At 40.1% G+C, this 24,061-nt stretch carries 16 protein-coding genes and 1 pseudogene; 8 read left to right on the top strand and 9 right to left on the bottom strand.

The genetic code is table 11. The features are described 5' to 3' along the window. Positions 1-164 precede the first annotated feature (164 nt). The 5 genes from IIC38_12665 to IIC38_12685 all read left to right on the top strand — a co-directional run bounded on the left by IIC38_12665 (position 165) and on the right by IIC38_12685 (position 8,837). Positions 165-1,028 (top strand): NmrA family NAD(P)-binding protein, encoded by an 864-nt coding sequence (locus tag IIC38_12665; GenBank protein MCH8126797.1) that lies wholly within the window; start codon positions 165-167, stop codon positions 1,026-1,028. 461 nt (positions 1,029-1,489) lie between these two features. After that, complete coding sequence (locus IIC38_12670; GenBank protein MCH8126798.1) at positions 1,490-4,198, top strand: peptidase M14; 2,709 nt, start codon at positions 1,490-1,492, stop codon at positions 4,196-4,198. 99 nt (positions 4,199-4,297) lie between these two features. After that, positions 4,298-6,175 (top strand): tetratricopeptide repeat protein, encoded by a 1,878-nt coding sequence (locus IIC38_12675; GenBank protein MCH8126799.1) that lies wholly within the window; start codon positions 4,298-4,300, stop codon positions 6,173-6,175. Between the two features lie 496 nt (positions 6,176-6,671). Next, positions 6,672-8,570, top strand: coding sequence for a tetratricopeptide repeat protein (locus IIC38_12680; GenBank protein MCH8126800.1), 1,899 nt, complete (start codon positions 6,672-6,674; stop codon positions 8,568-8,570). 12 nt (positions 8,571-8,582) lie between these two features. Further along, complete coding sequence (locus IIC38_12685) at positions 8,583-8,837, top strand: amidohydrolase family protein (GenBank protein ID MCH8126801.1); 255 nt, start codon at positions 8,583-8,585, stop codon at positions 8,835-8,837. 17 nt (positions 8,838-8,854) lie between these two features. On the opposite strand, the gene IIC38_12690 is transcribed toward IIC38_12685, so the two are convergent. Next, a complete protein-coding gene (locus IIC38_12690) occupies positions 8,855-9,292 on the bottom strand; it encodes a hypothetical protein (GenBank protein ID MCH8126802.1) in 438 nt (145 codons plus the stop codon). A gap of 153 nt (positions 9,293-9,445) precedes the next feature. Further along, a complete protein-coding gene (locus tag IIC38_12695; GenBank protein ID MCH8126803.1) occupies positions 9,446-9,898 on the bottom strand; it encodes a TerB family tellurite resistance protein in 453 nt (150 codons plus the stop codon). Between the two features lie 442 nt (positions 9,899-10,340). Here IIC38_12695 and IIC38_12700 point away from each other — a divergent pair, with 442 nt between their 5' ends. Beyond that, positions 10,341-11,828: a serine hydrolase gene (locus tag IIC38_12700; protein MCH8126804.1), complete on the top strand. Its 1,488-nt coding sequence runs from the start codon at positions 10,341-10,343 to the stop codon at positions 11,826-11,828. Between the two features lie 326 nt (positions 11,829-12,154). On the opposite strand, the gene IIC38_12705 is transcribed toward IIC38_12700, so the two are convergent. After that, entirely contained in the window at positions 12,155-14,950 is a 2,796-nt protein-coding gene (locus IIC38_12705; protein ID MCH8126805.1) for a SpoIIE family protein phosphatase, read from the bottom strand. Between the two features lie 306 nt (positions 14,951-15,256). Between IIC38_12705 and IIC38_12710 the strand changes: the two genes are divergently transcribed. Then, positions 15,257-15,940 carry an SOS response-associated peptidase gene (locus tag IIC38_12710; GenBank protein ID MCH8126806.1) on the top strand — a complete coding sequence of 228 codons (684 nt, stop codon included), beginning with the start codon at positions 15,257-15,259 and terminating at the stop codon, positions 15,938-15,940. An 8-nt stretch (positions 15,941-15,948) separates the two neighbouring features. Here IIC38_12710 and IIC38_12715 read toward each other — a convergent pair. From IIC38_12715 to dinB, 5 genes and pseudogenes are all read right to left on the bottom strand, one after another. Continuing rightward, positions 15,949-16,234, bottom strand: a pseudogene (locus tag IIC38_12715) (type II toxin-antitoxin system RelE/ParE family toxin). After that, a complete protein-coding gene (locus tag IIC38_12720) occupies positions 16,231-16,419 on the bottom strand; it encodes a hypothetical protein (protein MCH8126807.1) in 189 nt (62 codons plus the stop codon). The pseudogene IIC38_12715 and the gene IIC38_12720 overlap by 4 nt, the downstream one beginning before the upstream one ends. A gap of 159 nt (positions 16,420-16,578) precedes the next feature. Beyond that, positions 16,579-16,932, bottom strand: a complete 354-nt coding sequence (locus IIC38_12725; GenBank protein MCH8126808.1) for a hypothetical protein — start codon at positions 16,930-16,932, stop codon at positions 16,579-16,581. A 229-nt stretch (positions 16,933-17,161) separates the two neighbouring features. Then, positions 17,162-20,134 carry a DNA polymerase III subunit alpha gene (locus IIC38_12730; protein MCH8126809.1) on the bottom strand — a complete coding sequence of 991 codons (2,973 nt, stop codon included), beginning with the start codon at positions 20,132-20,134 and terminating at the stop codon, positions 17,162-17,164. 346 nt (positions 20,135-20,480) lie between these two features. Continuing rightward, entirely contained in the window at positions 20,481-21,677 is a 1,197-nt protein-coding gene (gene dinB / locus IIC38_12735) for a DNA polymerase IV (GenBank protein ID MCH8126810.1), read from the bottom strand. A gap of 246 nt (positions 21,678-21,923) precedes the next feature. Between dinB and IIC38_12740 the strand changes: the two genes are divergently transcribed. After that, the gene (locus IIC38_12740; protein MCH8126811.1) at positions 21,924-22,694 is read left to right on the top strand and encodes a hypothetical protein; all 771 of its coding nucleotides are present in this window, start codon (positions 21,924-21,926) and stop codon (positions 22,692-22,694) included. A 174-nt stretch (positions 22,695-22,868) separates the two neighbouring features. Here IIC38_12740 and IIC38_12745 read toward each other — a convergent pair. Further along, positions 22,869-24,061, bottom strand: a 1,193-nt coding sequence (locus IIC38_12745) for a T9SS type A sorting domain-containing protein (GenBank protein ID MCH8126812.1), incomplete at its 5' end; no start/stop codon positions are given.

The following is a 24,061-nucleotide window of genomic DNA, read 5'->3' on the forward strand; positions in this document are numbered from 1 at the left end:
TTTCTCTGATCCGACATAAATGCCGTTTTACCACCTTCTTTTATTTCTTTGTTACTTCTTTTTTCACAATTTCTTTATTTGAAATCTTCAATAAATCCATTTACTTTATACCCATTCATATTTTGATAATACCCAATTTCACAAGTAAACTTAGGAGAATACCCATGAATGTATTGGTCATTGGTGGTACAGGTACTGTTGGCAGCCAGGTTGTCAAACTTCTTTCAGCAAAAGGAGCAAATGTTAAGGTTACCTCGCAATCCACAGAAAAAATAAATCAATTGCCGGATGGAGTAAGCGGCGTTTTAGCAAATTTAGAAGATAAGAATACCTTGCAACCTGCTTTTGAGGGTATGGAAAATGTCTTTCTTTTGAATGCCGTTTCTATGACTGAAACAGCCCAGGGTTTAGCGGCAGTCGAAGCGGCAAAATCAGCCGGAATCAAACGAATCATTTATTTATCCGTTCATAATCTATATGACGGGTTGCATATTCCCCATTTTAAAACAAAAGTCCCTATCGAAAATGCCATAAAAGAATCCGGCATTGCTTATACGATCTTAGCGCCAAATAATTATTATCAAAATGATTATTGGTTTAAGCAGGCTATTATGGAGTATGGAGTTTATCCACAACCCGTCGGCGATGTTGGACTTAACCGTGTTGATGTTCGTGACATAGCTGAAGCTGCCGTAAACGCATTTTTTGAACCTGGCCATGACGGGAAAACATACCCATTAGTCGGACCTGATGTTCATACCGGAAATGATATTGCAGCTATCTTTAGTAAACATTTGGACAAAGAAATTCATTATGGCGGCAACGATCTGGAAGCATGGGGTGAACAGTCAAAACAATTCTTGCCGGAATGGATGATTCATGATTTCAAGATTATGTATCAACATTTTCAGGATCACGGATTTATTGCATCTGATGAGGACTATATCCAACAAAAAAGGATATTGAAAAAGGACCCCCGCAGCTTCGATGCTTTTGTTGGTGAACTTGCAGGAGATTGGAAGAGTTGAGACTTTAGTTACACAAACACGATTGTCTTTGCCTCAGTACTCCAGGTTTTTGAGTCCTGTTCTGTGGTTTTATCTTTCTGATTTGGCAAATCATATAAAATATTCCTTGCTAAAACCTTTCTTATGTATCTAATTAGTGTCTGAACGAAAAACACCCGCATGCTTTTAGGCTGTCCGAGAACAGGTTTTGTCACTCCTGCATGCTTAAAGCGGGTGTTATTCCGTGCTTGATAACGTAAAAAGATCCCCGATAATCCCGCCCAGGCGGGACGGGAATGACATTTTGGTAGGGCTCGAACAGCAGGCTTACCCGCTAAAAGCATGTGGAAACAAGTTTTTGCAAGAAAGATTTACAGGAATGCTCAGGCATTAATGAGTTGATAGGTATTCCCTTTGAATCATCTCAATCGTTTATTTAAAACAGGTGCACATTTTATTTCAACAAAAGAAAGGAGTTGTTCATGCGTTTAAGATTGTTACTGACGATTATTCTATCCATGATTTTATTTCCAGGTAAAGGATACTCACAAGATTTCGAATTCTATCCGAATGCGAGTTATAATCCAAATATCCCAACTTTGCAGCAAGTTGTGGGTCATAAATGGGGTGAAAAGGTAACCATGCATCACGAGGTGCAGCAATACATAAAAGCATTGGCCGAGGCTTCACCAAATGTCGAAGTGGTTGAATATGGAAAAACCTGGGAAGGACGAACGCTTTACTATCTCATCGTCGCTTCACAAGAAAACATGGCAAGAATAGATGATATCAAAGCAGGTATGAAAAAACTTGCTAATCCACAAACCATCAACGATAGGGAAGCAAATCAATTAATCGCCTCATTACCTTCGATCACATGGTTGGCTTATGGCGTACACGGTAATGAAATTTCCAGTACAGACGCCGGCTTGCTAACCGCTTATCACCTGGCCGCCGCAGTCAATGATACACTGGCGCAATCTGTTTTGCAAAACAGTATCGTCCTCATCGATCCAATGCAAAACCCGGATGGCCGCGACCGTTTCATCAATTATTTTCGCCAAACTCGCGGCCGCTGGGCTGACGAAAACCAACAGTCTGCCGAGCATCGGGAAGTCTGGCCTGGTGGTCGTACCAACCACTATCTTTTCGACATGAACCGGGATTGGTTCGCATTAACCCAGCCGGAAACCCGGGGTAAAGTAGCGCTATTTTTAGACTGGTATCCGCAAGTCGTGGTGGATTTACATGAGATGGGTTCAAACTCGACGTATTATTTTGCGCCACCGGCTGATCCGTTAAATCCAGAAATACCGCCTGCCCAACTTCAATGGCTGAAAAACTACGGTAAGGATATTGCCAGGTGGTTTGACCGAATGAAGTTCGACTATTTTACGCGCGAAGTTTTTGATTCATTTTATCCAGGTTATGGTGAAGGCTGGCCGATGTTTCATGGATCAATAGGAATGACTTATGAGCAAGCTTCTACCCGAGGTCTGGTAGTAAAACGAAGCGATGAAACTGTCATGCATTATCGTGAAACCGTGCAGCACCATTTCATTTCCTCACTATCAACTGCCGAGACTTCCGCAAAAAATCGACAGGATCTCCTGAAATACTTTTATGAATATCGTCGCTCAGCGATTGAAGAAGGCGGTCGTGAACAAATCAAAGAATTTATTTTTACCCCGGGAAACGATCCTGACCACGCCGCTAAACTGGCAGGGCTGTTACTCTCACAAGGAGTAGAGGTACAACAAGCAACAGAATCATTCAGCAATAGCAAAGTGGAAGATTATTACGATGGCGGTGTCCAATCGAAGACTTTTCCCGCAGGAACTTATCTTGTCTCGTTAAGTCAACCCGCAAAGCGCATGGCCAAAACTTTGCTTATTAAGCAAGTTTCAATGGATGATAAATTTATCCAGGAACAAATCAGGCGGCAGAAAAAAAGATTGGGCAACCAGATTTACGATGTCACGGGTTGGTCGCTGCCATTATTATATGATGTGGATGCTTATATGGCCCATGTGCCTTCCAAGGGTCAATTCAAAAAATTGGAGCACACTCCCGCTTCTGTGGGAAAAATAAGCGGTAAGGCAAAATTGGCGTATCTTATTCAATGGGGAACGCATTCCGCCGCCAGGGCGCTTGCGAGACTATTCCGAGAAAAGATCAGAGTTTTCTCGTCCGACAAGCCATTTTCCCTGGAAGGGAGAAAATATCCAAGCGGATCCCTGATTATCAAAACCAAAAACAATCCGGATGATTTATATGAAAAACTGGCAAAAATTGCTGGTGAAGAAAACCTTGATATTTTTGCGACCCACTCATCCTGGGTTGATGAAGGCGTTAATTTCGGCAGCGGTCAGGTTAAATATTTGAAAAAACCAAAAATTGCCTTGGCTTACAACACCCCAACCTCATCCTATTCCACAGGTTGGACCAGGTATATCATAGAACAGACTTATGGATATCCAGTGACAGTCATCCGAACGGAGCAATTAGGCAGTGCGGATTTAACCAAGTTTAATGTGATAATTTTACCTAACGCCCGTGGCGGCTATAGTCGTGCTCTTGGAGACGACGGTACAGAGAGAATAAAAAATTGGATCAGGAGTGGCGGCACACTGGTAACTTATGGCCAGGCCACTTATTGGTTGACAGGTGAAAAGGTTGGTTTGCTGGCAACCAATCGTGAGCTAAAAGGCGGCAAGCCTGATAAACCAAAGAAAGATAAAACAGACAAAGATAAAACAGACAAAGATGAAGAAAACAAACCAGATCTGACCAAGACTTTCGATGTGGAAAAAGAGATCCAGCCGGAGAAAGAGCTGCCGACCAGTTTGGCCGGCGCTATATTACGCATTTCCCTCGATAAAGAGCATTGGCTTGCCTTTGGTTACGACGGAGATGCAAATGTTTTAACCGAGGGCCGGAATATATTTACACCCCTTAAACTGGATAAAGGACGAAATGTAGGACTTTATATGCCTGAAGACAAAGTGCTGCTCAGTGGGTTTATCTGGGATGATTATAAAAAGCAAATTGCAAACAAGGCTTATTTAATGCACCAACGACTTGGTCAAGGTAATGTAGTGGCTTTTGCCCAGGATCCAAATTATCGAGCATTTTTTGACGGCCTCAATTTGCTTTTGATCAATGCGATCTTTTTAGGACCCTCTCATTAAAGATTAGCTGTTTTTTTTAGACAGGATAAACAGGATTATCAGGATATAAATCCAGTATATCTTGTTAATCCTGTCAAAAAAGAAAAAACAGCATGTGTTATGAATAAAATCCCGGAACTCGAAAAAGAACTTGCCAGACTTGGAAAGGATCAATCAAAAAAAAGGATTGATGCCCTTAACAAACTGGCCTGGGAAATTGGCTTCAACGATATTAAGAAAGCATACCAATATAGTAGCGAAGCTTATGAATTATCCTTAGCCCACAATTATGATTCGGGAAAAGCGAAGGGCTTGTTGATGGCTACCTATTATCTGTATTCACAAAGCGATTTTGAAGCTGCTATCAATAAAGGCAAACAAGCTTTTGAATTATTCAAAGAATTAAATGACAAAGAAGGGCAAGCTCACATTTTAACCGGATTTGGTATGATTCAATGGGGATTAGGTGATTACGAAAAAGCCTTAAAATACATGCTTGATGGCTTGAAGATTTACGAGAAGATTGACAGTTTGGAATACCAATCATGGACATTGACTTCCCTTGGCGGGGTCTATCAGGAAATCGGCGATCCGGATCAGGCATTGTACTATCATTTTAAGAGTCTTGATGTTTTTGAACAGATCAATAATGAATTGGGCAAAGGCAGGGCTCTTAGTGGAATTAGTACTGTTTACTTCAGTCTCGGTGAATACGAGTCTGCCCTGGAAAACCACTTTAAATGTTTGCAAATATTCTTGGATCAAGGTCACAAGTTGAGTATTGCCAGGGCGATGAACGATATTGGCAATGTTCAAATGGCTATAGGTAAACTTGATGAAGCTTTAAATTATTATGAAGGAAGTCTTAAGATTCGCCAGGAACTGGAAACTAAAACTGCAGAAACGACAAGTCTGATTAATTTAGGTAAATTATATAATCAAAAAAAAGAAGGTCAAAAAGCATTGGCCTATCTTAAAAAATCGTTGACAATATCGACTAAACTTGGCCTAAAACCAAAACTCTATCAAACTCATCAAGCGATGTCGGAAGCTTATTACCTTATCAGGAATTACGAAAGGTCTTTAATTCACCAGAAAGAATTTCAAAAAGTGAAGGAAGAAGTTTTCAATGAAGAAATAGACACAAAACTAAAGAATTTGCAAATTGGTTTTGAGATCGAAAAATCCGAGAAGGAGGCAGAGATTCAAAGACTGCGAAATGTTGAATTAGCCGACACTCTCGAAAAACTCAAACTGGCGCAAGTGCGGTTGGTACAATCCGGTAAAATGGCAGCCCTGGCTAATTTGATCAGCGGAATCGTTCATGAGGTCAATGCACCGATTTCGGAAGCAACTAAAAATATGGAGCAAATTATTCACAGCGTTCAAAGGATTAAGGATGGTCTTGCAGAAACAGAGCGTGAAAATGGCAACGGCAGTCTCTTAGAAGAAATTGATCGTATCCATTCTTACAATCAACAAAGCGTTGAAGCAGCACAAAGAATCAAACAACTCATCAAAAATTTAAAGAATTTCGCCAAATTGGATGAAGCCAAATTGCAATCGGTGGACATCCATGATTGCATAGAAAGTTCCCTGGCAGTGATTACTCCACAATTACCCGGTACCATTGAAGTGCAAAAAAAATATGGTTCCATACCCAAAATTAATGCCTACGTGCAGGAATTAAACCAGGTTTTTATTACACTCTTAGCAAATGCAGTTGAAGCCATTGAAAAAAAAGGGACGATAAAAATTAAAACCAACTCCAGTGATAATACTATCCATATTAAAATTTCGGATACCGGAAGAGGCATTCCAAAAAATAAGCTGAATAAAATTTTTGATATTGGTCTTAGCGAGAAAGAAACCGGTATGCGAATGCAGGTTAACCTGGCGAATTCTTATCGTATTATTCAAAAACATAAAGGACAAATGACTGTTAAAAGTAAACCGGGTAAGGAAACTTCTTTCGAAATACGCTTGCCCATCAATTAAAAGGCTGTGTGAAAATGCAATATCATCACAAAAACACAATAACGTTCAACTTTTTGTCATTCCGTAGGAATCTTGTTATGGTTTATGTAAGGTGTTGTTTTTTAACAAGTTTCTTCCAGAATGACATGTCTCAATCTTTTGGAAAATAGTTATAAAATCTGTGGAAATCTGCAACTAATATTGTTTTCACACAGTCTCTTAACCTGACCTATTCATAAGCCTTATCACTTTTATTCGAGAAAAGAGCTTTTTCACCCTATTTTATGCATAACATTCAACTTTATCAAATATATGGAAATAGATCCCGTCGCGCAGGCTGTTGCAGAATACACATATCTAGCGAAATGTCATTCTGAACGAAGTGAAGAATCTCTTGATTTTATTGGGTTTATGACAATTCAGAGATCCTTCGCTACGCTCAGGATGACAATTTTATTATCTTTGGATGCATTTGCAACAACCTCCGCGACGGGATGAACAAGATCCAGAGTATCCATTGAACGAAAAAATCAAAGTTCTAGAAGATAAATTAAAAGCTCTCCCTGTCGATCTTGAGTCCAGGGAAAAAGTTGACCACCTCAATGACTTAGCCTGGGAATTGGGACTCACCGACACAAAACGAGCTTTCTCACTAAGCAAAGACGCGCTTAAATTATCCCGTAAAATAGATTACGATATCGGTCTGGCATATGGATACAGAAACTTGGGATACTGTCAGCTGATCTCATCTCAATTGGAAGAAGGGCTACAAAACGCTCAAAATGCGATGGACCGTTTTAAAGCTCTGAATGATAAAAAGGGTGAAGCTACGGCAATGGATACGATTTCACTAATCTTTTGGAGGCTAGGTCATTATGACGAAGCTTTGAATTGCTCTTTTATGGCGCTCGATCTTAATAATGAAATTAAAGATAAACGTGGCCAGGCCTGGGCCTTGCAAAATATTGGTTTAATATATTTAGAAGTTGGTGATAAAAAACTTTCGCTCGATTTTTTCGATAAGTCATTAAAGTTATTTCGTAAGATTGGTTACCTGGTTGGTGAAGCCAGAGTGTATACAGGATTGGGGCAAGTTTATCAAAATTCAGGAGAATTAGAAAATGCCTTACAATTTCACTTAAAGAGTCTTGGAATCTCACAGACAACACAAATAAAAATTGGAATAGCAACTACGTCGATTGCTATTGGAACGATCTATCATAAATTGGGTCAATTCGAACAGGCTTTGGAATATTTCAACAATAGTCTGAAGCAATTGGAACAATTTGAAAATAAAGAGATTAAAGCGACCACACTATTATGCCTTGGAAACCTTTATGCAGATCACCAGGATTCTTCCAAAGCTTTCGAATATCTGGATGAAGCATTGTCATTAATCAAACAAACCAAAGCCAAGCCCACAGCTTTCAAAATACATGAAGCTTTATCCCATCTTTATGAATCCCGCAAAAATTTTAAAAAAGCCCTGGTTCATTTTAAGAGATATCAAAAATTCAAAGATTCAGTTTATAACGATGATAGTAAAATCAAAGTCAAAAATATGCAAATTCGAATGCATGTTGAGAAATCGTATAAAGAAGCTGAAATTCAAAGAATCAAGAATATTGAATTAGCAAAATCTCTTGAAGATCTAAAGCAAACCCAGGCCAGGTTAATCCAATCTGAAGGCATGGCTGCATTGGGTAGTTTGGTTGCCGGAATAACCCATGATATGAACTCACCCCTGGCTGTCATCACAAGTAACACAGATGTTATCGATCGAGCATTGACAAAAATTAAAAGAGGATTCCTGGCAAAAGAAAATCAACCTATCAAATTGAACAAAAATTTGATGCAAACTCTGGACATTATCAAACCTAATTCTGAGTCCATATTGCAAGCCGGTAAGCGAGTTGAAAAAATCGTCAATAATTTGAAAAGATTCACTCACTCGCATGAAGAAGAATTACAAATAACAGATCTCAATTATGAGCTTGAAAATACGATTGCGTTAACTACACCCCGACTACCTGAGAACACAGAAATCATTAAAGAATTTGGAGCTTTACCAAAAATCAAGGTTTATCACCAGGAATTAAACCAGGTTTTCATGACTCTTCTAGTTAATGCAGCCGAGGCTATAAGGGATAAAGGGACCATTACAATCAAAACCTCTACTGAAAATAATCATGTAACCATATTCATATCCGATACGGGCAAGGGCATCGCTAAAAATAAATTGGCCAAAATTTTTGAGGTTGGTTTTAGCCAAAAAGAATCACGCGTGCAGATGAATGTTGGCCTAGCCAGTTCCTACAATATCATTCAAAGGCACGAAGGAGAAATTCAGGTTAAAAGCGAAGTTGGCAAAGGGACCAGGTACCAAATAAAATTACCTGTTAATTTAAGCGATTAACCTGGATAATTCATGAATCATATGATAGAAGCAGGGATGCCGGCAATGGAAGCCATAAAATGTGCCACGGTTAACGCCGCTGATTTACTGGGAAAATCTGATGTTCTTGGCACCTTAAAACCAGGATATTATGCGGATATTGTGGCTGTAGAAAAGAATCCACTGCAAAATATCTCAGCTTTAAAAGAGATCGCCTTTGTGATGAAGGAAGGCACAATCTACAAACAAGACGGAACTGCAAATCCGAAGGCGTTCGGATTAAAATAAAATACCGGGTTCGTTGACTAACGCCCTTTGCTTTTGATTCGATTCTCTATGGATTCAAAATACCTCTTATAATAGAACTGTTCCTTTCCTACATCCATCTCAACCTGGAACCATCCTGACATTTGACTTCTTTCTTCTGAAATGATGGTTAATGTAAGCTTGGTTTCCTGGTCGCTGACTTGAATGACTTTGCCGGTTACCTTTGCCCTTCTATTAGTCATGGATCTGGTTGCCCAACCGGCACCTTCCCTGTATTCCGTCTCAATGTCCCCGGAAGACAGATTCGCTTTATTGATCTGGAATCCACGTTCTTGGAAATAATCTACCGTACTCTCAAAAGTGTTTTCATAAGATGCAGTGAACACCCGGGATCTATATTTAGATGTTGTCATCGAAGAACCGGCGCATCCGATTAAAACCAACAAAGTAAAAATGTTAATGGTATTCTTTCTCATTCTACCTCCCTTGCCTGATAGTTAGATTTGATGGGTTATGAAAGTTCGGTTAATATTTGATCAAATGTAGTCAAACAGACAAATATTATCAATGAAATACAATGGAATCCGCCTTAAATTCAAGAAGATATTACTATCAAATTTCATTTTTTACTAATCTTCTAAAGCTCTTAACTTAGCTTCAATCAATTTTTTATGAGAGAGCCGAAGTAAAGAAGCGAGTTTGCGGACCAGGTAATCTTCATGCTCATCGACCTTGCCATCCGCATACAGCAACTTCCATAATAACTCCACAACCCGAATTTTTTCTTCTTCTGAATAATTCTCGTTAATGAGATTGGTAAAACGCCATAAATCGATACTGCCCTGCAATTCCTTGTTGGCAGTCTCGGAAAGTTCTAAAGCATGTTCTTCAGATAGGTCATATTCTTCTTTCAAAATTGACATAATACTTTCCCGCTCAGCATCACTAAACTCACCATCAATATTAACCATTTCGAGAAAAAGAGCGCAGGTTGCAATCCGAATATCCTGTTCTTTTACCTCGTTTGTTTGGCTTGATCGCTCTTCAGTTTTGGTTTCAAATATTCTTTTTAAGAAATCCATGGTTACACTCTACTTTCTAATGGCTTAAATAATGTGAATCACAAAATGATAATCAAGAAAAATATTTTCGCACAAAAAAATTCGAATGCTTTTCTCAAATTGTGGTTATATTAATTTTGTGACTTTACATTTACGGTACTTATTTGAGTTTGATTGAATTATTCTTTGATACCGCAAGGCTATGCGAAATCCGACAGTATTTGTAAATACTGAAAATGGATCGTGACTGAGTTAAGCACAGCGATCTCAGCCTCGTAGGTTATACATTGCGGAAACCACTGGGTTAATTTCCGCAACGATCTGTTTAAATGAGTTATTTTTGTATGAATTTGCAAAAACTAATTTATTCAGTTTTATTTAAATCACTTTGTAACTTTTCTGCTTGAATTGTTGTAGTTAAGAATAATACCCTTTCCTATTAACTTCGACCAGGAGGCTACCCATGAAAAACAAAAAATCCTTTTTGTTACTATTCATTTTCATGCTGTTTTGCATTACACATGTTCATACTGGGAATACATTCGCCCAAACAGATAAAAAAAATCGAAAGAAAGTTCAGTCAATTATTAATGACTTGGATATCCAAATTCCAAAACTCATGCAGCAGGCCAATATCCCAGGACTTTCCATTGCACTCATCGATCATGCAGAAATAGTGTGGGCGAAAGGTTTTGGTGTAAAGGACAATAAGACCAAAGAACCTGTTACGGAAAATACCGTTTTCGAAGTAGGTTCACTAACTAAACCGGCTTTTGCTTACGCAATCATGAAAATGGTGGAAAATGAACAACTCGATTTAGACCAGCCATTGTCAAAATATCTACCTGAAAAATACATCGAAGATGACCGGATCGACCAGATCACCGCTCGAAAAGTATTGAGCCATCAAACCGGTTTTCCGAATTGGCGTCCTAGAGATAGAGAGTTAAAGATTCTTTTTACACCAGGAGAAAGATTTAGCTATTCAGGAGAGGGTTATGTTTATCTGCAAGCAGTGCTCGATGAGCTTACTGCCGAGCAAGTCAACGAAACCTTAGAAAAACTAGTCTTAAAACCACTGGGTATGAAAAATAGCAGTTTTATCTGGCAAGATAGTTTTGATAGCCAGAGCGCTTCCGGCCATGATGTGGCTGGCATATCCATAAAACCCCGAAAAGGAAAGATGGTTAATGCGGCAGCCAGTTTAAGAACTACAGCTGTGGATTATGCTAAATTTGTCATTGCAATTCTTAATGAAGAGGGCCTGCAGAAATTTACATTTGCAGAAATTCTAACTCCACAAGTTCAACTCGACAAAAATTGTGTGAATTGCACCAATCGTCCTCTAGGTGAGTTATCGCAAATGTTAGGCTGGGGATTGGGATGGGGTTTACAAAAAACAGATGATGGCCATTCTTTTTGGCACTGGGGTGACAATGGGACTTTTAAGTGCTACATCGTTGCAAATATGGAAAATAAAACGGGAGTTGTCTATTTGACCAACAGTCAGAATGGATTAGCCATCCGCAACGAAATCGTTACTAAGGCGATTGGCGGAAATCAACCGGCCTTCGATTGGGTTCAGTACGAACAGTATGATTCTCCGGAAATGGTGTTCCAACAAACTGTTTTGAATCATGGGGCAAAAACAGGACTGAAAAAATATACTGATTTGAAGAATGAAAAAGAAGACCCTCCGGTAAGTGAACAATCGATTAACAATCTTGGATATACTTTACTCAGATTGAAACGCATCAATGATGCTGTTGAAATTTTCAAGTTGAATGTATACGAATACCCGGAATCTTTTAATGTTTATGATAGCCTGGGAGAAAGTTATATGGTGAATGGCGATACAACACTTGCGATTGAATATTATGAAAAATCTATTGAAATAAACCCCAAAAATACAAATGGGATGGAAATGTTGAAAAAGTTGAGAGGATATTAAATTTTTATCAGAAAAACAACTTTGATTTTGAGTCAAGTTTTTTCAGAAGAAATAAAATTACTTTGATTTTAAAATTCGAAATCCTAAATTCGAGATTCTAAACAATATCGAAAATTAGAATGTACAAAATTAAAAACAAGGTAAAACTGATTTACTCTCCTCAATAGGTTTCTTCGTTTTGTTTGGTGTATTTGGAATTTTATCATTGGAATTTGTCTAGGATTTCGATATTAGGATTTCGAGTTTATTAAGCTTGTTTTTCTTGACGGTTTGATGTGAAGCTTCGCTAGGTATTATTCTAAGTTTGAGCGATCAATCAAAGCGAATTACAGAGCCTTAACAACCACCACCGTCTGATCATCATGCTGGTGTGAATCCCCGGTAAATTTTTTAACAGATGCCATAATCTCATCACGAATTTGATTTGCAGAATGTGAGTTTCCTGATTTAAGAATATTTACTAAGGATTCTTCTCCATATTCTTCTCCTCCCTCTCCACGGGCTTCTGTGATTCCATCAGTAATAAGAAGAAAGACATCCCCCTTATTGTAATGAATCGTGGTTTCTTCCAGCTCAGAAGAAAATTTCTCCACCGTATCCAATCCAAGCCCTAATCCTTTTGGAATAACAAGTACGATTTTACGGCTGTTAGATTGATAATGGTACAATGGCAAGTGGCCTGCGCGGGCAACGACCAACTGTTTGTTGCTGGCATCAAATGAGGCGCCAATCGCTGTGATAAACGATTGTTTTTCAAGATCTTTATATAACAGAACATTCGCACGAATAAAAAGTTCACGAGGAGTCAAATCAAAACTTTGCAGCGAACGCATGATACCCTGGATTTTCGATAAATACAGAGCCGCCGAAGTGCCCTTCCCGCTTACATCTCCTACAATGATTGTTACTCGATTTGGATAGCCATTTAAATAATCAAAATAATCGCCGCCAACTTCTGTTGCCGGGATCGAGATGCCGGCTATCTCCAATTCATCAAGTTTTGGTGTTGTCTGTGGCAGCGATGCCAACTGAATGCGCCGGGCAATTTCTAATTCCAGCTTGAGTCGCTCTTGTCCTGCAAGTTTTTCATAGAGAAATGCATTTTCCACCGCAATCGCTGCCTGTTTAGCGATTGAATTCAGTAAAGTCAAATCTTCCTGATCAAATGGCGCTTCCGATAGTTTGTCGCCAATGAGCAATGTCCCAACCAGTTTATCCTTTGACCGGATCGGTATTATATGACGAAATCTCAATTGTTCGAAAATGGGGCGAACATTTGAAGGTAAGAATTCCACACTAAATCGCGCTTCATTACGGAATCTCTGGATTTCGGTTATAAGTTTGTCTTCAACTTCGATACAAAACTCACTCCATTCTTTATCTTGCAAACCATAAACTTCATGACAACAGCCAGAAATTTCGTTTCGAAAAAACAAGATCCCGGCTCGCCGCAAGTGCATCAATCTTGAAAGTTTTTCCACAATTCCTTTAGCCAGGTCAACCATGGTCAAGTTGTGCTCCATAACCTCGGCCAAGGCATTAGAAATATATTGATAGCTCTGATGACTGCGAAAATATTTTTCATCGATCAATTTCTGACCAACATTTCGAATCTTTAATAACAATGCAGATAAACCGATCGCAACCACGATGATTAAAATATTCTCAAAAAAATTACGGCGCGTTTCCGGTAACGGGGTATCAGAGATTTGCAGAGATGTTCCTGTAAAGGAAATATTTGGCAGGTTTATATTTACGTTTGCGATTACAAGTAATAAAAACAACAAAGATCCAAAAACAAAAGTTCCCCAGAATATGGTAAGAATCGTGTATTGAATATTACGGCGAACCTTTAAATCCAATTCCCATATCCGGTAACGGCCAATTGTGTACAAATATGCCAGAGGAATTAAAATAAAAATAGCCGATATAAAACCGCTGTTAATAAATATTCCCCGAATAATAATAACTAGAACACATAAAATTGAAACAGCCCAGAATATCGTGCGATTAAGTTTTTTATATTCAAGAGAGATCTTTTTGCGTTGGATGACCCTAATGATCAAATAATATGTGACCATTGATATTAATGCTACGAATATACCCATATCTTCATTCAAAGCATTTGTCAGAACAAGTAAGACTACGAAACCGGATATTAAATAAGGACCACCCACTTCCCAGAATTTTGGTTTATCTTCCGATCGTTGTTTTGGGAAATAGTAAAAACTGTGCAGCCATAAGGCAACCCCCAATAACAATCCGATTATTCTCAATGCATCCCTGATGATCACAAAATGATCTTCTTCAATTCCACGAGAATACGAAACAAGCAACACATACCCAATTAATACAAAAACAATACCAAGGATTCGAGCTGAAAAGAAATTTGGCCGTTTGATTCCTAAAAAGGCTCCCAGGCTTAAAAATATAAGCCCGGTTAATAAAGCAACTATCATGGAAAATTGAATACCAAAATTGGCAATTTTCACTTGAAGAGGTATTTCACGGTTATTGCGGAAAACTTTGTACTCTACAGTCTCCCCACTTCTGGTGCGACGTAAAATGTTATCTGCATCATAGTAATCATCGAATTCCTGGCCATCTATACTGAAAATAAGATCCCCCACCAGCATGCCCGCTTGTTCAGATGCGCCACCTGGAAATACATCAAAAACATATGCTGTCGGTGGTAATTCTATAAAAAAACTATCAGGTACTACTGATTTGTTGACAACATAGTCGAAATCCTTATTAAATCTTGTGCGAGAGATATCGAAACGCAAAGTGGAATCTGCCGGAACCAGTTCAAGAGTTTTCATAACCGACAAACTATTACGCTGACTCCTGCCGTTGATGAAAAGAATTAAATCGCCTACTTGAATAGAATCTTCCTGGCTGCTGGTTAGTTCACCCTCTCCTGCAATTGTTGATAGCCCTACTAAATCGGCGGGAAAACTTTTGGTTACATACAAATTTGATGCCGGATTGTTAAACCAATTTTCATCAGTTGGTGAGCTGGCATAGCGATGGGTATTTATCGATGCAATAAAAAGCAGAAAAACTACAAGTAAAGCAAATAATATCTGAAAGACTCGTGAATTTCGATCAAAATAAGACATAGCTAAATTTTTGTATGATTAGTATCAATTGAAGTTAAATACCCTGTTTAAAACAAAAAGGTTTAATCCTAAAAACTATATCTTTAATTTTTCTAAATAAAAAGCTAGCTTAACTATCATAATCTAGTTAATTTTACCGGATGAACAAGATAAAAATTATTTATTAAAGATACATTGAATATTACTCGTACGCGGTTTTTTTCTAATTAAAATTTATTTACGATTCTTGATTTTGAATTATACTGGATTTTGCCTATATTTAAACCGATTAAATTTTTATAAACTCTTTATTCTGACATTCAGTTTATGTGTGGTAGATTTTCAATATCAGCAAGAGAAGAGATTCTTGAAAAAAGATTTGGCGCCAGTTTTTACACTGAGACCATCGAAAAGAGATTTAATATTGCGCCTACTGATAAGGCTCCGATCATAACAAATACCACTCCGGATCGTATCCAGCTTTTCCAGTGGGGATTGATCCCCTATTGGTCGAAAGAGCCTTCAATCGGAGCAAGGCTAATAAACGCCCGGGATGATACGATAGCTGATAAACCAGCTTTCAGGGATTCTTTTAGAAGGAAAAGGTGCCTGGTTTTATCAGATGGATTTTATGAATGGAGAAAAATATCAACTGGCAAAATCCCATATCGCATAACTTTAAAAGATGGTGAACCATTCGCTTATGCCGGCTTGTGGGATAAATGGAAAAATGGCCAGGGAGAGAAGTTTACCTTCACCATTATAACAACAGAACCCAATGACCTGGTAAAAAAACTGCACAACCGTATGCCTGTTATTTTAAAACCTGAAGACGAGTCTGCGTGGCTGGACCAGAGTATTCCTCTCCAACATGCCCGTCAATTGCTCCAACCTTATGCTGGTGACAAAATGGAAATTTACCCCGTTTCGACGATGGTCAATTCCTCGCGTAATGAAGCTCCCGAGCTAATTGAACCTTGCGATTATCCTGATTTAGTTGAGTGGTTTTGAAGGGAGGACTAAATTTCTTTTGGTAATATCATTGATCCATGGATTACAGCTAAAATATCGATTTGAGTAAGTTTTATCAATAAATGATTCTATAATTTCCCTCAAAGATCTCCCTAATATCTTCCGAATCATGCTCAGGAACCTTTCTTCCAATTTTAGGAAATTCTGCCAATGTTTTGGAACGGTCCGTTAACCGATCTACAATCTATCTTCATAATATTTTTTATCTTTAGAAATATATCTGTAAATTGCTATCAAATGTTCTACGGAACGATTAGTCCAGTGAACCTTCACTTCGATAAACCGAACTTTGCACCTAGATCGTTAACATCGATAGTTCGACCTGCCTTACTATCCTCAAGCCCTGCTTCAATCGATTGTCGAACATAAATTCTATACCTCAAATCATCCCATGTTGCATCATCTGATAATTCATTCACTATCTGCAAAGCATTTTGTTTAACGGTTTCTTCTTTCATTTTGATTTTCCTTTTTGTTGCCAAAATTAGTAAATATTTTCCTCAAATGCAGTGACATTTTAAATTCCACGCGTAATGAAGCGCCGAAATTAATCAAGACTTGCGATTACCCGGATCTGTTTGAGTGGTTTTGAGGGGAGGTCTTATACTATGGAATCTTTAAGCTCGATGTAAAAAATTCTCTAGCACAAAAATCTTTCGAATTCTAAACTGAATTGGACTTTCCGCAAGCGCTATCGCCTTTAAATTTTCCATTCCGGAAACGAACCACGGTTCTTTGCATGAGGGAACTTCATGAATCCAGTCTGGACATTCTAAATTGAGTTCGTCACATAAGTACATTACAGTTGAAGCCAATAATGCATCAAATTTTTCATTATTTAAATCGAAGGACTGTTCAATTACGTCTGGATTTTTGTAATAACGAAAATCATCGACAAAATCCATTAGATAAATAGACCAATTCTTTTGATCTGAAATGATATTTTTTTTAGTTTCTATTAAAGTGATCATTGTCCAAATAGTTCCTCAATAAAGAATTGAGTCGCAGGTTTAATTTGATTGCGTGGATAATATTTTTCTAAAATATTAAATACTTCTTGAACAGATTGTATTCCCATAAAATGAATTAGAAATTTAATATCCTGCTTATCTGTACTGTCCACTCTTAGTGTAAGAATCCTCTTATATGGCTTTAGATATCAATCGATATCTGTTTTAGAATTAGAACAGTTTAAGACAGCTAAACATCTACTCCCCTCAATCTCCCCGGCTTTAACTCCTCCTCCAATCTCGGATCCGGCCGTAACGGCAGTTTGACCATTTTGTCCACTTCAATACTGGGATGGCCAAATTCTTCGACAATTTTTCCTTTTACTGCATACAACCCATAGCCCCGAAAAGGATATTGCTGTAAACTTTGCGGAAAGTGAGTGGTGTCAAAAAAATCACCGTCAACATCCAAAAAATTGGCAAAGTGCATCTGGTCACCTTTAACAGTGCGTATATACTTGATGGACACCAGGTAACCGACCATGCGCACGGTTTTACCGACCTGGTTCATCAGTTCCTGTGCTTTTATATCGCCACGGTGACTCGTTTTAAGCAAATCGAACGGCGAGCACAACGGAAAACCCAGCAATTCGATTTCATCATAAGTATCTTCCAGGGGTTCATGGACCAAGTGAGGAAGCTGGTATTGTTTGGTGGCAACCGCGAATAGCGATCTCTCCGGTTTGGAGCGGCCCACACCCAGGCGAAGGTGAGCATGCCAGAGCAGCTCTTTTTTGCTTTGGCCGCTGAATCGAAAAGCACCAATGCGAATCAGGATCACCAACTGTTCGAGAGAAATAGAAACACGATTAAGAAAATCATCCGGATTTTTGAAGGGTCCTTGTTTTTCTCGCTCGTACGGAATCGCCCGGCCAATCTTTTGCTCCAAATCCTTCAGGTGAATGAATCCCAGGTAAAGGGTCTCGCCCCGAATCCTGGTGAGGAGATTGCTATGATTAACGCATGGCGCCTCAACGTTCGCTCCCTCTTTTCGGGCTTCATGAATGTAAATTTCAGTGCGATAAAATCCGCCGAAATTATTGATCACGGCCGTCATAAATTCCAGCGGATAGTAAGCTTTTAAAAACAGGCTCTGGTAACTTTCCACCGCAAAACTTGCCGAATGTGCCTTACAAAATGAATAGCCGGAGAAACTTTCCATCTGGCGCCAGACTTCTTTGGTCAGTGATTCTGGATATCCCTTCTCGTTGCAGTTGGCAAAAAATTTATCTATCACTTTCTGAAATGCGTCCAGGGAGCGGGTCTTGCCCGACATGGCCCGGCGCAAGATGTCCGCCTCACCAAGATCAAGACCGGCGAAGTGATGGGCAATCTTGATCACATCTTCCTGGTAGACCATCACGCCAAAGGTCTCCTGCAGATTCTCCTTAAAAATGGGATGCAGATACTCAAACTGATCCGGGTGGTGGAAACGCCAGATATATTCCCGCATCATGCCCGACTTTGCCACACCGGGGCGGATAATGGAGCTGGCAGCTACCAGCCCTAAGTAGGTATCGCAACGCAGCTTACTCAGCAATCCGCGCATGGCAGGCGATTCGATGTAAAAACAACCCATGGTCTTACCCTTGCGCAGCATCTTCTTAACTTTTTCATCCCTGGTAAAACGGGAAACCTGGTGAATATCCACCTTCGTACCGCGGTTTTCCCGGATGTATTCAACCGCATCTTTGATATGCCCCAAACCCCGTTGGGACAGGATATCATATTTATAGAAGCCAAAATCTTCCGCCACGTGCATGTCCCAGTGTGTCGTGGGAAATCCTTTTGGCATCATCTCCAGGGCGGTGTAGCAGGTGATCGGCTCTTCTGTAATCAACACTCCGCCGGCATGGATGCTCAAATAATTCGGGAATTTTTCGATGAGCTTGCCGTAACGAATAATACTATCCGTAATATGATTTCCTTTCTCTGAGTATGAACTGTTCAGAAAGGCGTCTATTTCGCTTTTCGGCAAACCGTACACTTTGCCAAGCTCACGGACAATGGATTTCCCCTTAAAGGTGTTGTAGGTCGCCAGCAGCGCTACATATTTTCTGCCGTAGCGTTTGAAAATATAATCGATGATTTCATCGCGCTCATTCCAGGAAAAGTCGATATCAAAATCGGGTGGACTGGTGCGGTGGGGATTTATAAAACGTTCGAAATACAGATCCAATTCTATAGGATCGATATCGGTAATGCCAAGACAGTATGCCACTATTGAATTGGCGCCGCTGCCCCTGCCAACGTGGTGATATCCGCGGCCCTGGGCATAGCGCACAATATCCCAGGTGATCAAAAAATAGGCAGAAAAATCCAATCGGTCGATGATATTCAGCTCTTTCTCGAGACGTGCATTGGCCTCGCGATTGTGTTCACCATAGCGGCAGCGCATCCCTTCGATTGCCAGCTTATCCAGCAACGACCTGTCGTCGCGGCGGCTGCCGGTAAATGTCTTCCTGTTCTTGGGGGAATCCAGGTCCAGGTCGACCGAGCAATTTGCGGCCAGCTTATCAGTGGTGCGAATAACCTGTGGAAAATTTCGGTAGCAATCCAAAAGCCGGTCCATCGACATCAAGATTTCATTACCGGAGGCATGGTCTGTTTCAGTTAATTGGCTGAATAAAATGTTGTTATCCACTGCCCGTAAAAGCCGGTGAACATGGTATTCCAGCCGGGTATTAAACGTAACGGAATGAAAAATCACAAGTTTGTCTTGATAAGCCTTTTCCTCCGAACCGTATAGCCTGGGCACATCCGTAACTTTAACGCCGATAAATTCATTTTCCTTTAAGTCAGCCACACTTTTGCTGCCAAAAGGATAAATGACATAGGCATGTTCAAAATCCGGCGCGGTTTCCGGCAGGGATGTTTTGGCCAGGGAGCATGCTGTCAAATGTTCGTTCAGTTCTCGAATGCCCTGGTTGTTTTTGGCAATACCCACATACAATAACTCCTGGCCGTTCCTGAACTCGATGCCCAGCAAAGGTTTTATATTGGCTTTTTTACAGGCCAAATAAAAATCGAAGCACGCCGAAGTATTGTTGATATCTGTTAAGGCAAGGACTTCTACGCCTTTGGCCTGGGCTTCAGATGCCAATCGCTCCGGCGATAGCGTGCCGTAGCGCATGCTGTAGTATGTGTGACAGTTTAAATGCATCGTGTTTTCAAAAAAAATCCGAAATCCGAATCACGAATTCCTAAACAAATTCCAAATCTTAATCTCCAATGTTGCAAACCTTATGAAACCAATTCTTCATTCTACTAAGTGTCTGACCGAAAACCTGCTCATCAATGTCATTCCGGCAATCTTTAGGCCGGAATCTCGTTATTTCAGGCAGGGAATTCCCGCTTAAAACATGCGGGAATGACAGAAAAGGTTGTTTTCGTTTAGACACTAATCGAATGTTAATCTCCTGGTTCGTTTCTGATTTAGGATTTATGTAATTAGAATTTGTTTAGAATTTCGATATTCGAGCTTAGAATTTTCAAATATTCTCCATTATTTATTTTTGTTTAAACATCTTCGTGACTTCTGTGTCTCTGTGACCGGCCTTTACTGAGGATGCCCGCCTGATTGCATTTGCACCATATCGTACCTTGATGCGATCAATGGCCTGGTAAAGCTTGATTACCCGGTCGTTGTCATCGAACAAATCGATCTGGTCATAACCCGGCACCAGGTGACTGAACTTTACCCCAACCAGGCGAAGCAGCATTCTCCGTTTGTATGCCTTATCAAAAAGTCCCATTGTTTTTTCGATGAGCACATGATCGTGGGCCGTGTAGGATACCCTGGCTTGCACCGTATGGGTATCAAAATTTGAATAGCGGATTTTCACCGAAACGCAGGACGTCAATTTTCGTGATCTGCGCAGGTCAAAGGCCAGGCGTTCCACCATGCCCAAAAGGATCGATTTGAGCTTAGCGATGTCGGTGGTATCCCTTTCGAACGTTCGTTCGGTGGACATGGATTTGGCATCCGAGTACGGAACCACCGGGGTATTATCGATACCATTGGCTCGCTGCCACAAGATAATCCCGTTTTTGCCGAACACCCGTTCCATCATATCGACAGGGATTTCGCTCAACGTTGCGATTTTTCGTACTCCCATGTTGATCAGCAATTGGTTGGTTTTCTTGCCGACCATGGGCATCTTGGCAATCGAAAGCGGGGCAATGAATTCTCTTTCTCGGCCCGTTTCCACCTCCAATTGGCCGTCCGGCTTCACCTCTCCTGTAGCGATCTTGGCAACGGTTTTATTCACCGATAGCCCGAATGTAATGGGCAGTCCAATCTCCTTGCGTACGGTTTTCTTAAAATCCACCGCCCATTTGTAACAGCCAAAGAATCGTTCCATGCCGGTAAGCTCCACATAAAACTCGTCGATGGAAGATTTTTCGAACAGGGGCGCTCTTTCGGTAATGGCCTCCGTGACCATATCGGAATAGCGGGTGTAGGCATCAAAATCGCCGGAGATCACCTGAATTTCCGGGCACAGGTATTTGGCTACTTTCATCGGCATTGCAGAACGGACGCCAAATTGCCGCGCTTCGTAACTGGAGCAGGCCACCACCGCCCGGTCGCTGTTGCCGCCGATTACAATGGGTCTGCCAATCAGTTCCCTGTTGTGGAGCCTTTCCACGCTGACGAAGAAGCTGTCCAGGTCCAGGTGGACGATGTGTCGGTTGTTGGAATTCATTGCTTGTTTTGTCTCAAAAACCCCTCCTAACCTCCCCTTATCAAGGGGAGGAATTTCCCCTCCTTGTTAAGGAGGGGTCAGGGGAGGTTAACCTCATAAAAAACTTGCTTCTTTCTACAAAATCCGCTAATTTACATAGCAATGATACAAATATTATCGGCATTATGCAAATATAATTAGCAGTTATTTTTTAAAGGTTCAGCAATAAAATTCTTCAATACTAACATAAAGTATCTCAGAAAAGAGATGGGCCTGTCTCAAACCGAGTTTGGCAAACGTTTCGGTTTGGAACGCGGTGCGGTGGATTCCTATGAAGGCAATCGTGCCGTAGCGCCGGTTAAAATTCTACTCAAACTAGCAGAACAGATCGGTGTGAAAATCGATGAGTTGCTAAATTTCGAATTGAGCAAAATCCTTGGCTATGACAGCGAGCGGGGTTGGTTTCCTAAAATTAAAACAAGCACTCCGGTTCAGAAACTAAATATCCTGCCCATTGTGGTAGATGAAGACAATAACGAATTCGTCACGGTTGTGCCGATCCCGGCCCAGGCGGGTTATCTCGCAGGTTATGGAGATCCGGAATATATCGAATACTTACCTCGGATGAAATGGCCGTTTCATCATTTACAGGGGACCGGCAGATTCTTCCAGATCCAGGGAGAAAGTATGCTGCCGATTGAGCCAGGTTCTTATATTCTAACTGAATATGTCTTGAATTTAACTGACATCAAAAATGACAAATGTTATGTGCTGGTCAGCAAAAACGACGGGATCGTGTATAAACGGGTTTTTAAAAAGCCGGACGAGGATAAGTTGCTGCTGAAATCGGACAACGTCGATTTTGAACCTTACGAAATTGACCTGGCTGAAATCTTACAGGTGTGGAAAGCCGTTGCGTATTTAAGCCTGGACTTGCCTCATTCGAATGATTTGACTTCCAAAAATCTGACAGGAACGGTAATGAAGCTGCAACAGGATGTGAAAAGGATTAAGCAGAGATTGGAGATAAAGAATTGACGGAAAAATTGCCGCAAAGTATCTGATAGAGCATAGAGAAAGAAAAATAACTCCTGGCCTATGTGTCTCGATGGCAATTACAAGATCAATAAAATACGAATCATAAATTCTTCTCAAACCTCATCATTATTCTTATTTTTTTCATTGTTCCTCCTTAAGTTATGTGATTTGTCACTATCTCAACAAAATCATCTTCTTGATGTTTATGAAAGTACCTGATCTAATTTGAACCCAATAAACGCCGGAGCTGGAATCTTTACCCTCAGAATTTCTGCCATTCCAGGTAACCGAATATTCGCCAGGCAACACCGCTTGCTGATCCACTAATTGTATCACTTCACGGCCGGCCATATCATAAATGACTATTTCAACAGCATCTGACCCGGGTATTTTATACCTGATGGTGGTCTCGCCATTAAATGGGTTGGGATAATTTTGAATAAGTCGAATTGGATTATTATTTGACTCGAAGTCAAAATTTCCCTCAACTTTTGTAACCGTTGATTTTATCTTTGTAGAGACTATGCGAAAAGGAGTTGTATTCCCTTCAACCCATACAATTAATAATGAATCATCCGGTAAAGGAATAATTTGAGGGAAAACTGAATTTTCTTCTGATACGCTCACATTTTCAGGCGTTGACCATTGATCATCATTTCTTAAGCTCCAATAAATATCTGACCTATTATCCAAATCCTGCTGCCATGCCGCATATAATGTTCCGCTTGAATTGCCAGAGATTACCGGATTTTTACTTTCAGCGGAAGCCTGGCTGACATTTTGGCCGCTTTGGAATTCCAGGGTATCACCAATTTCATATGTGACATAATATATATCATTGAAATCATTATTCTGGAACGTAAAGACCTCTTGAAATACTGAATGGACTATTGCATTTAATCCTACAAACATACTTGGAATTCCAGCAATTGATTCTATTGGCCCAATAGCTGTTTGGCTTAAATTGATTCTGTTTGACCATTCTGATTGGGTTTTAAATTTGAGAAAATTTCCAAGCTGCTCTGTTGGACTAAACTCCAACCAGGTAATGAAATGGATATTACTGCCAGTTCCTATGGCGGGAAAAAATGAAGATCCTATTCCCATGGCATTACCAGGTATTTCAGGAAAGGTCCAATCATACGATCCTGTAAGTCCCAGACCTATAAGAGTACCTTCTGAATAATTAATTTCCCAGCCTAAATTCAGACCCATAAAAGCAGCCCAAGCAGCATAAAGCTTACCATCCGAATCAACTGCAATGGCTGGATTTAGACTATTCCCAACACTTTCGCCAATTAGAATAGCAAATCTTTTTTGTATGTCATCTACATCTATAAAATTTTTATAATAGATTCGTATTTTAT

This window comes from candidate division KSB1 bacterium (assembly GCA_022566355.1).
Taxonomy (GTDB): Bacteria; Zhuqueibacterota; JdFR-76; order JdFR-76; family DREG01; genus JADFJB01.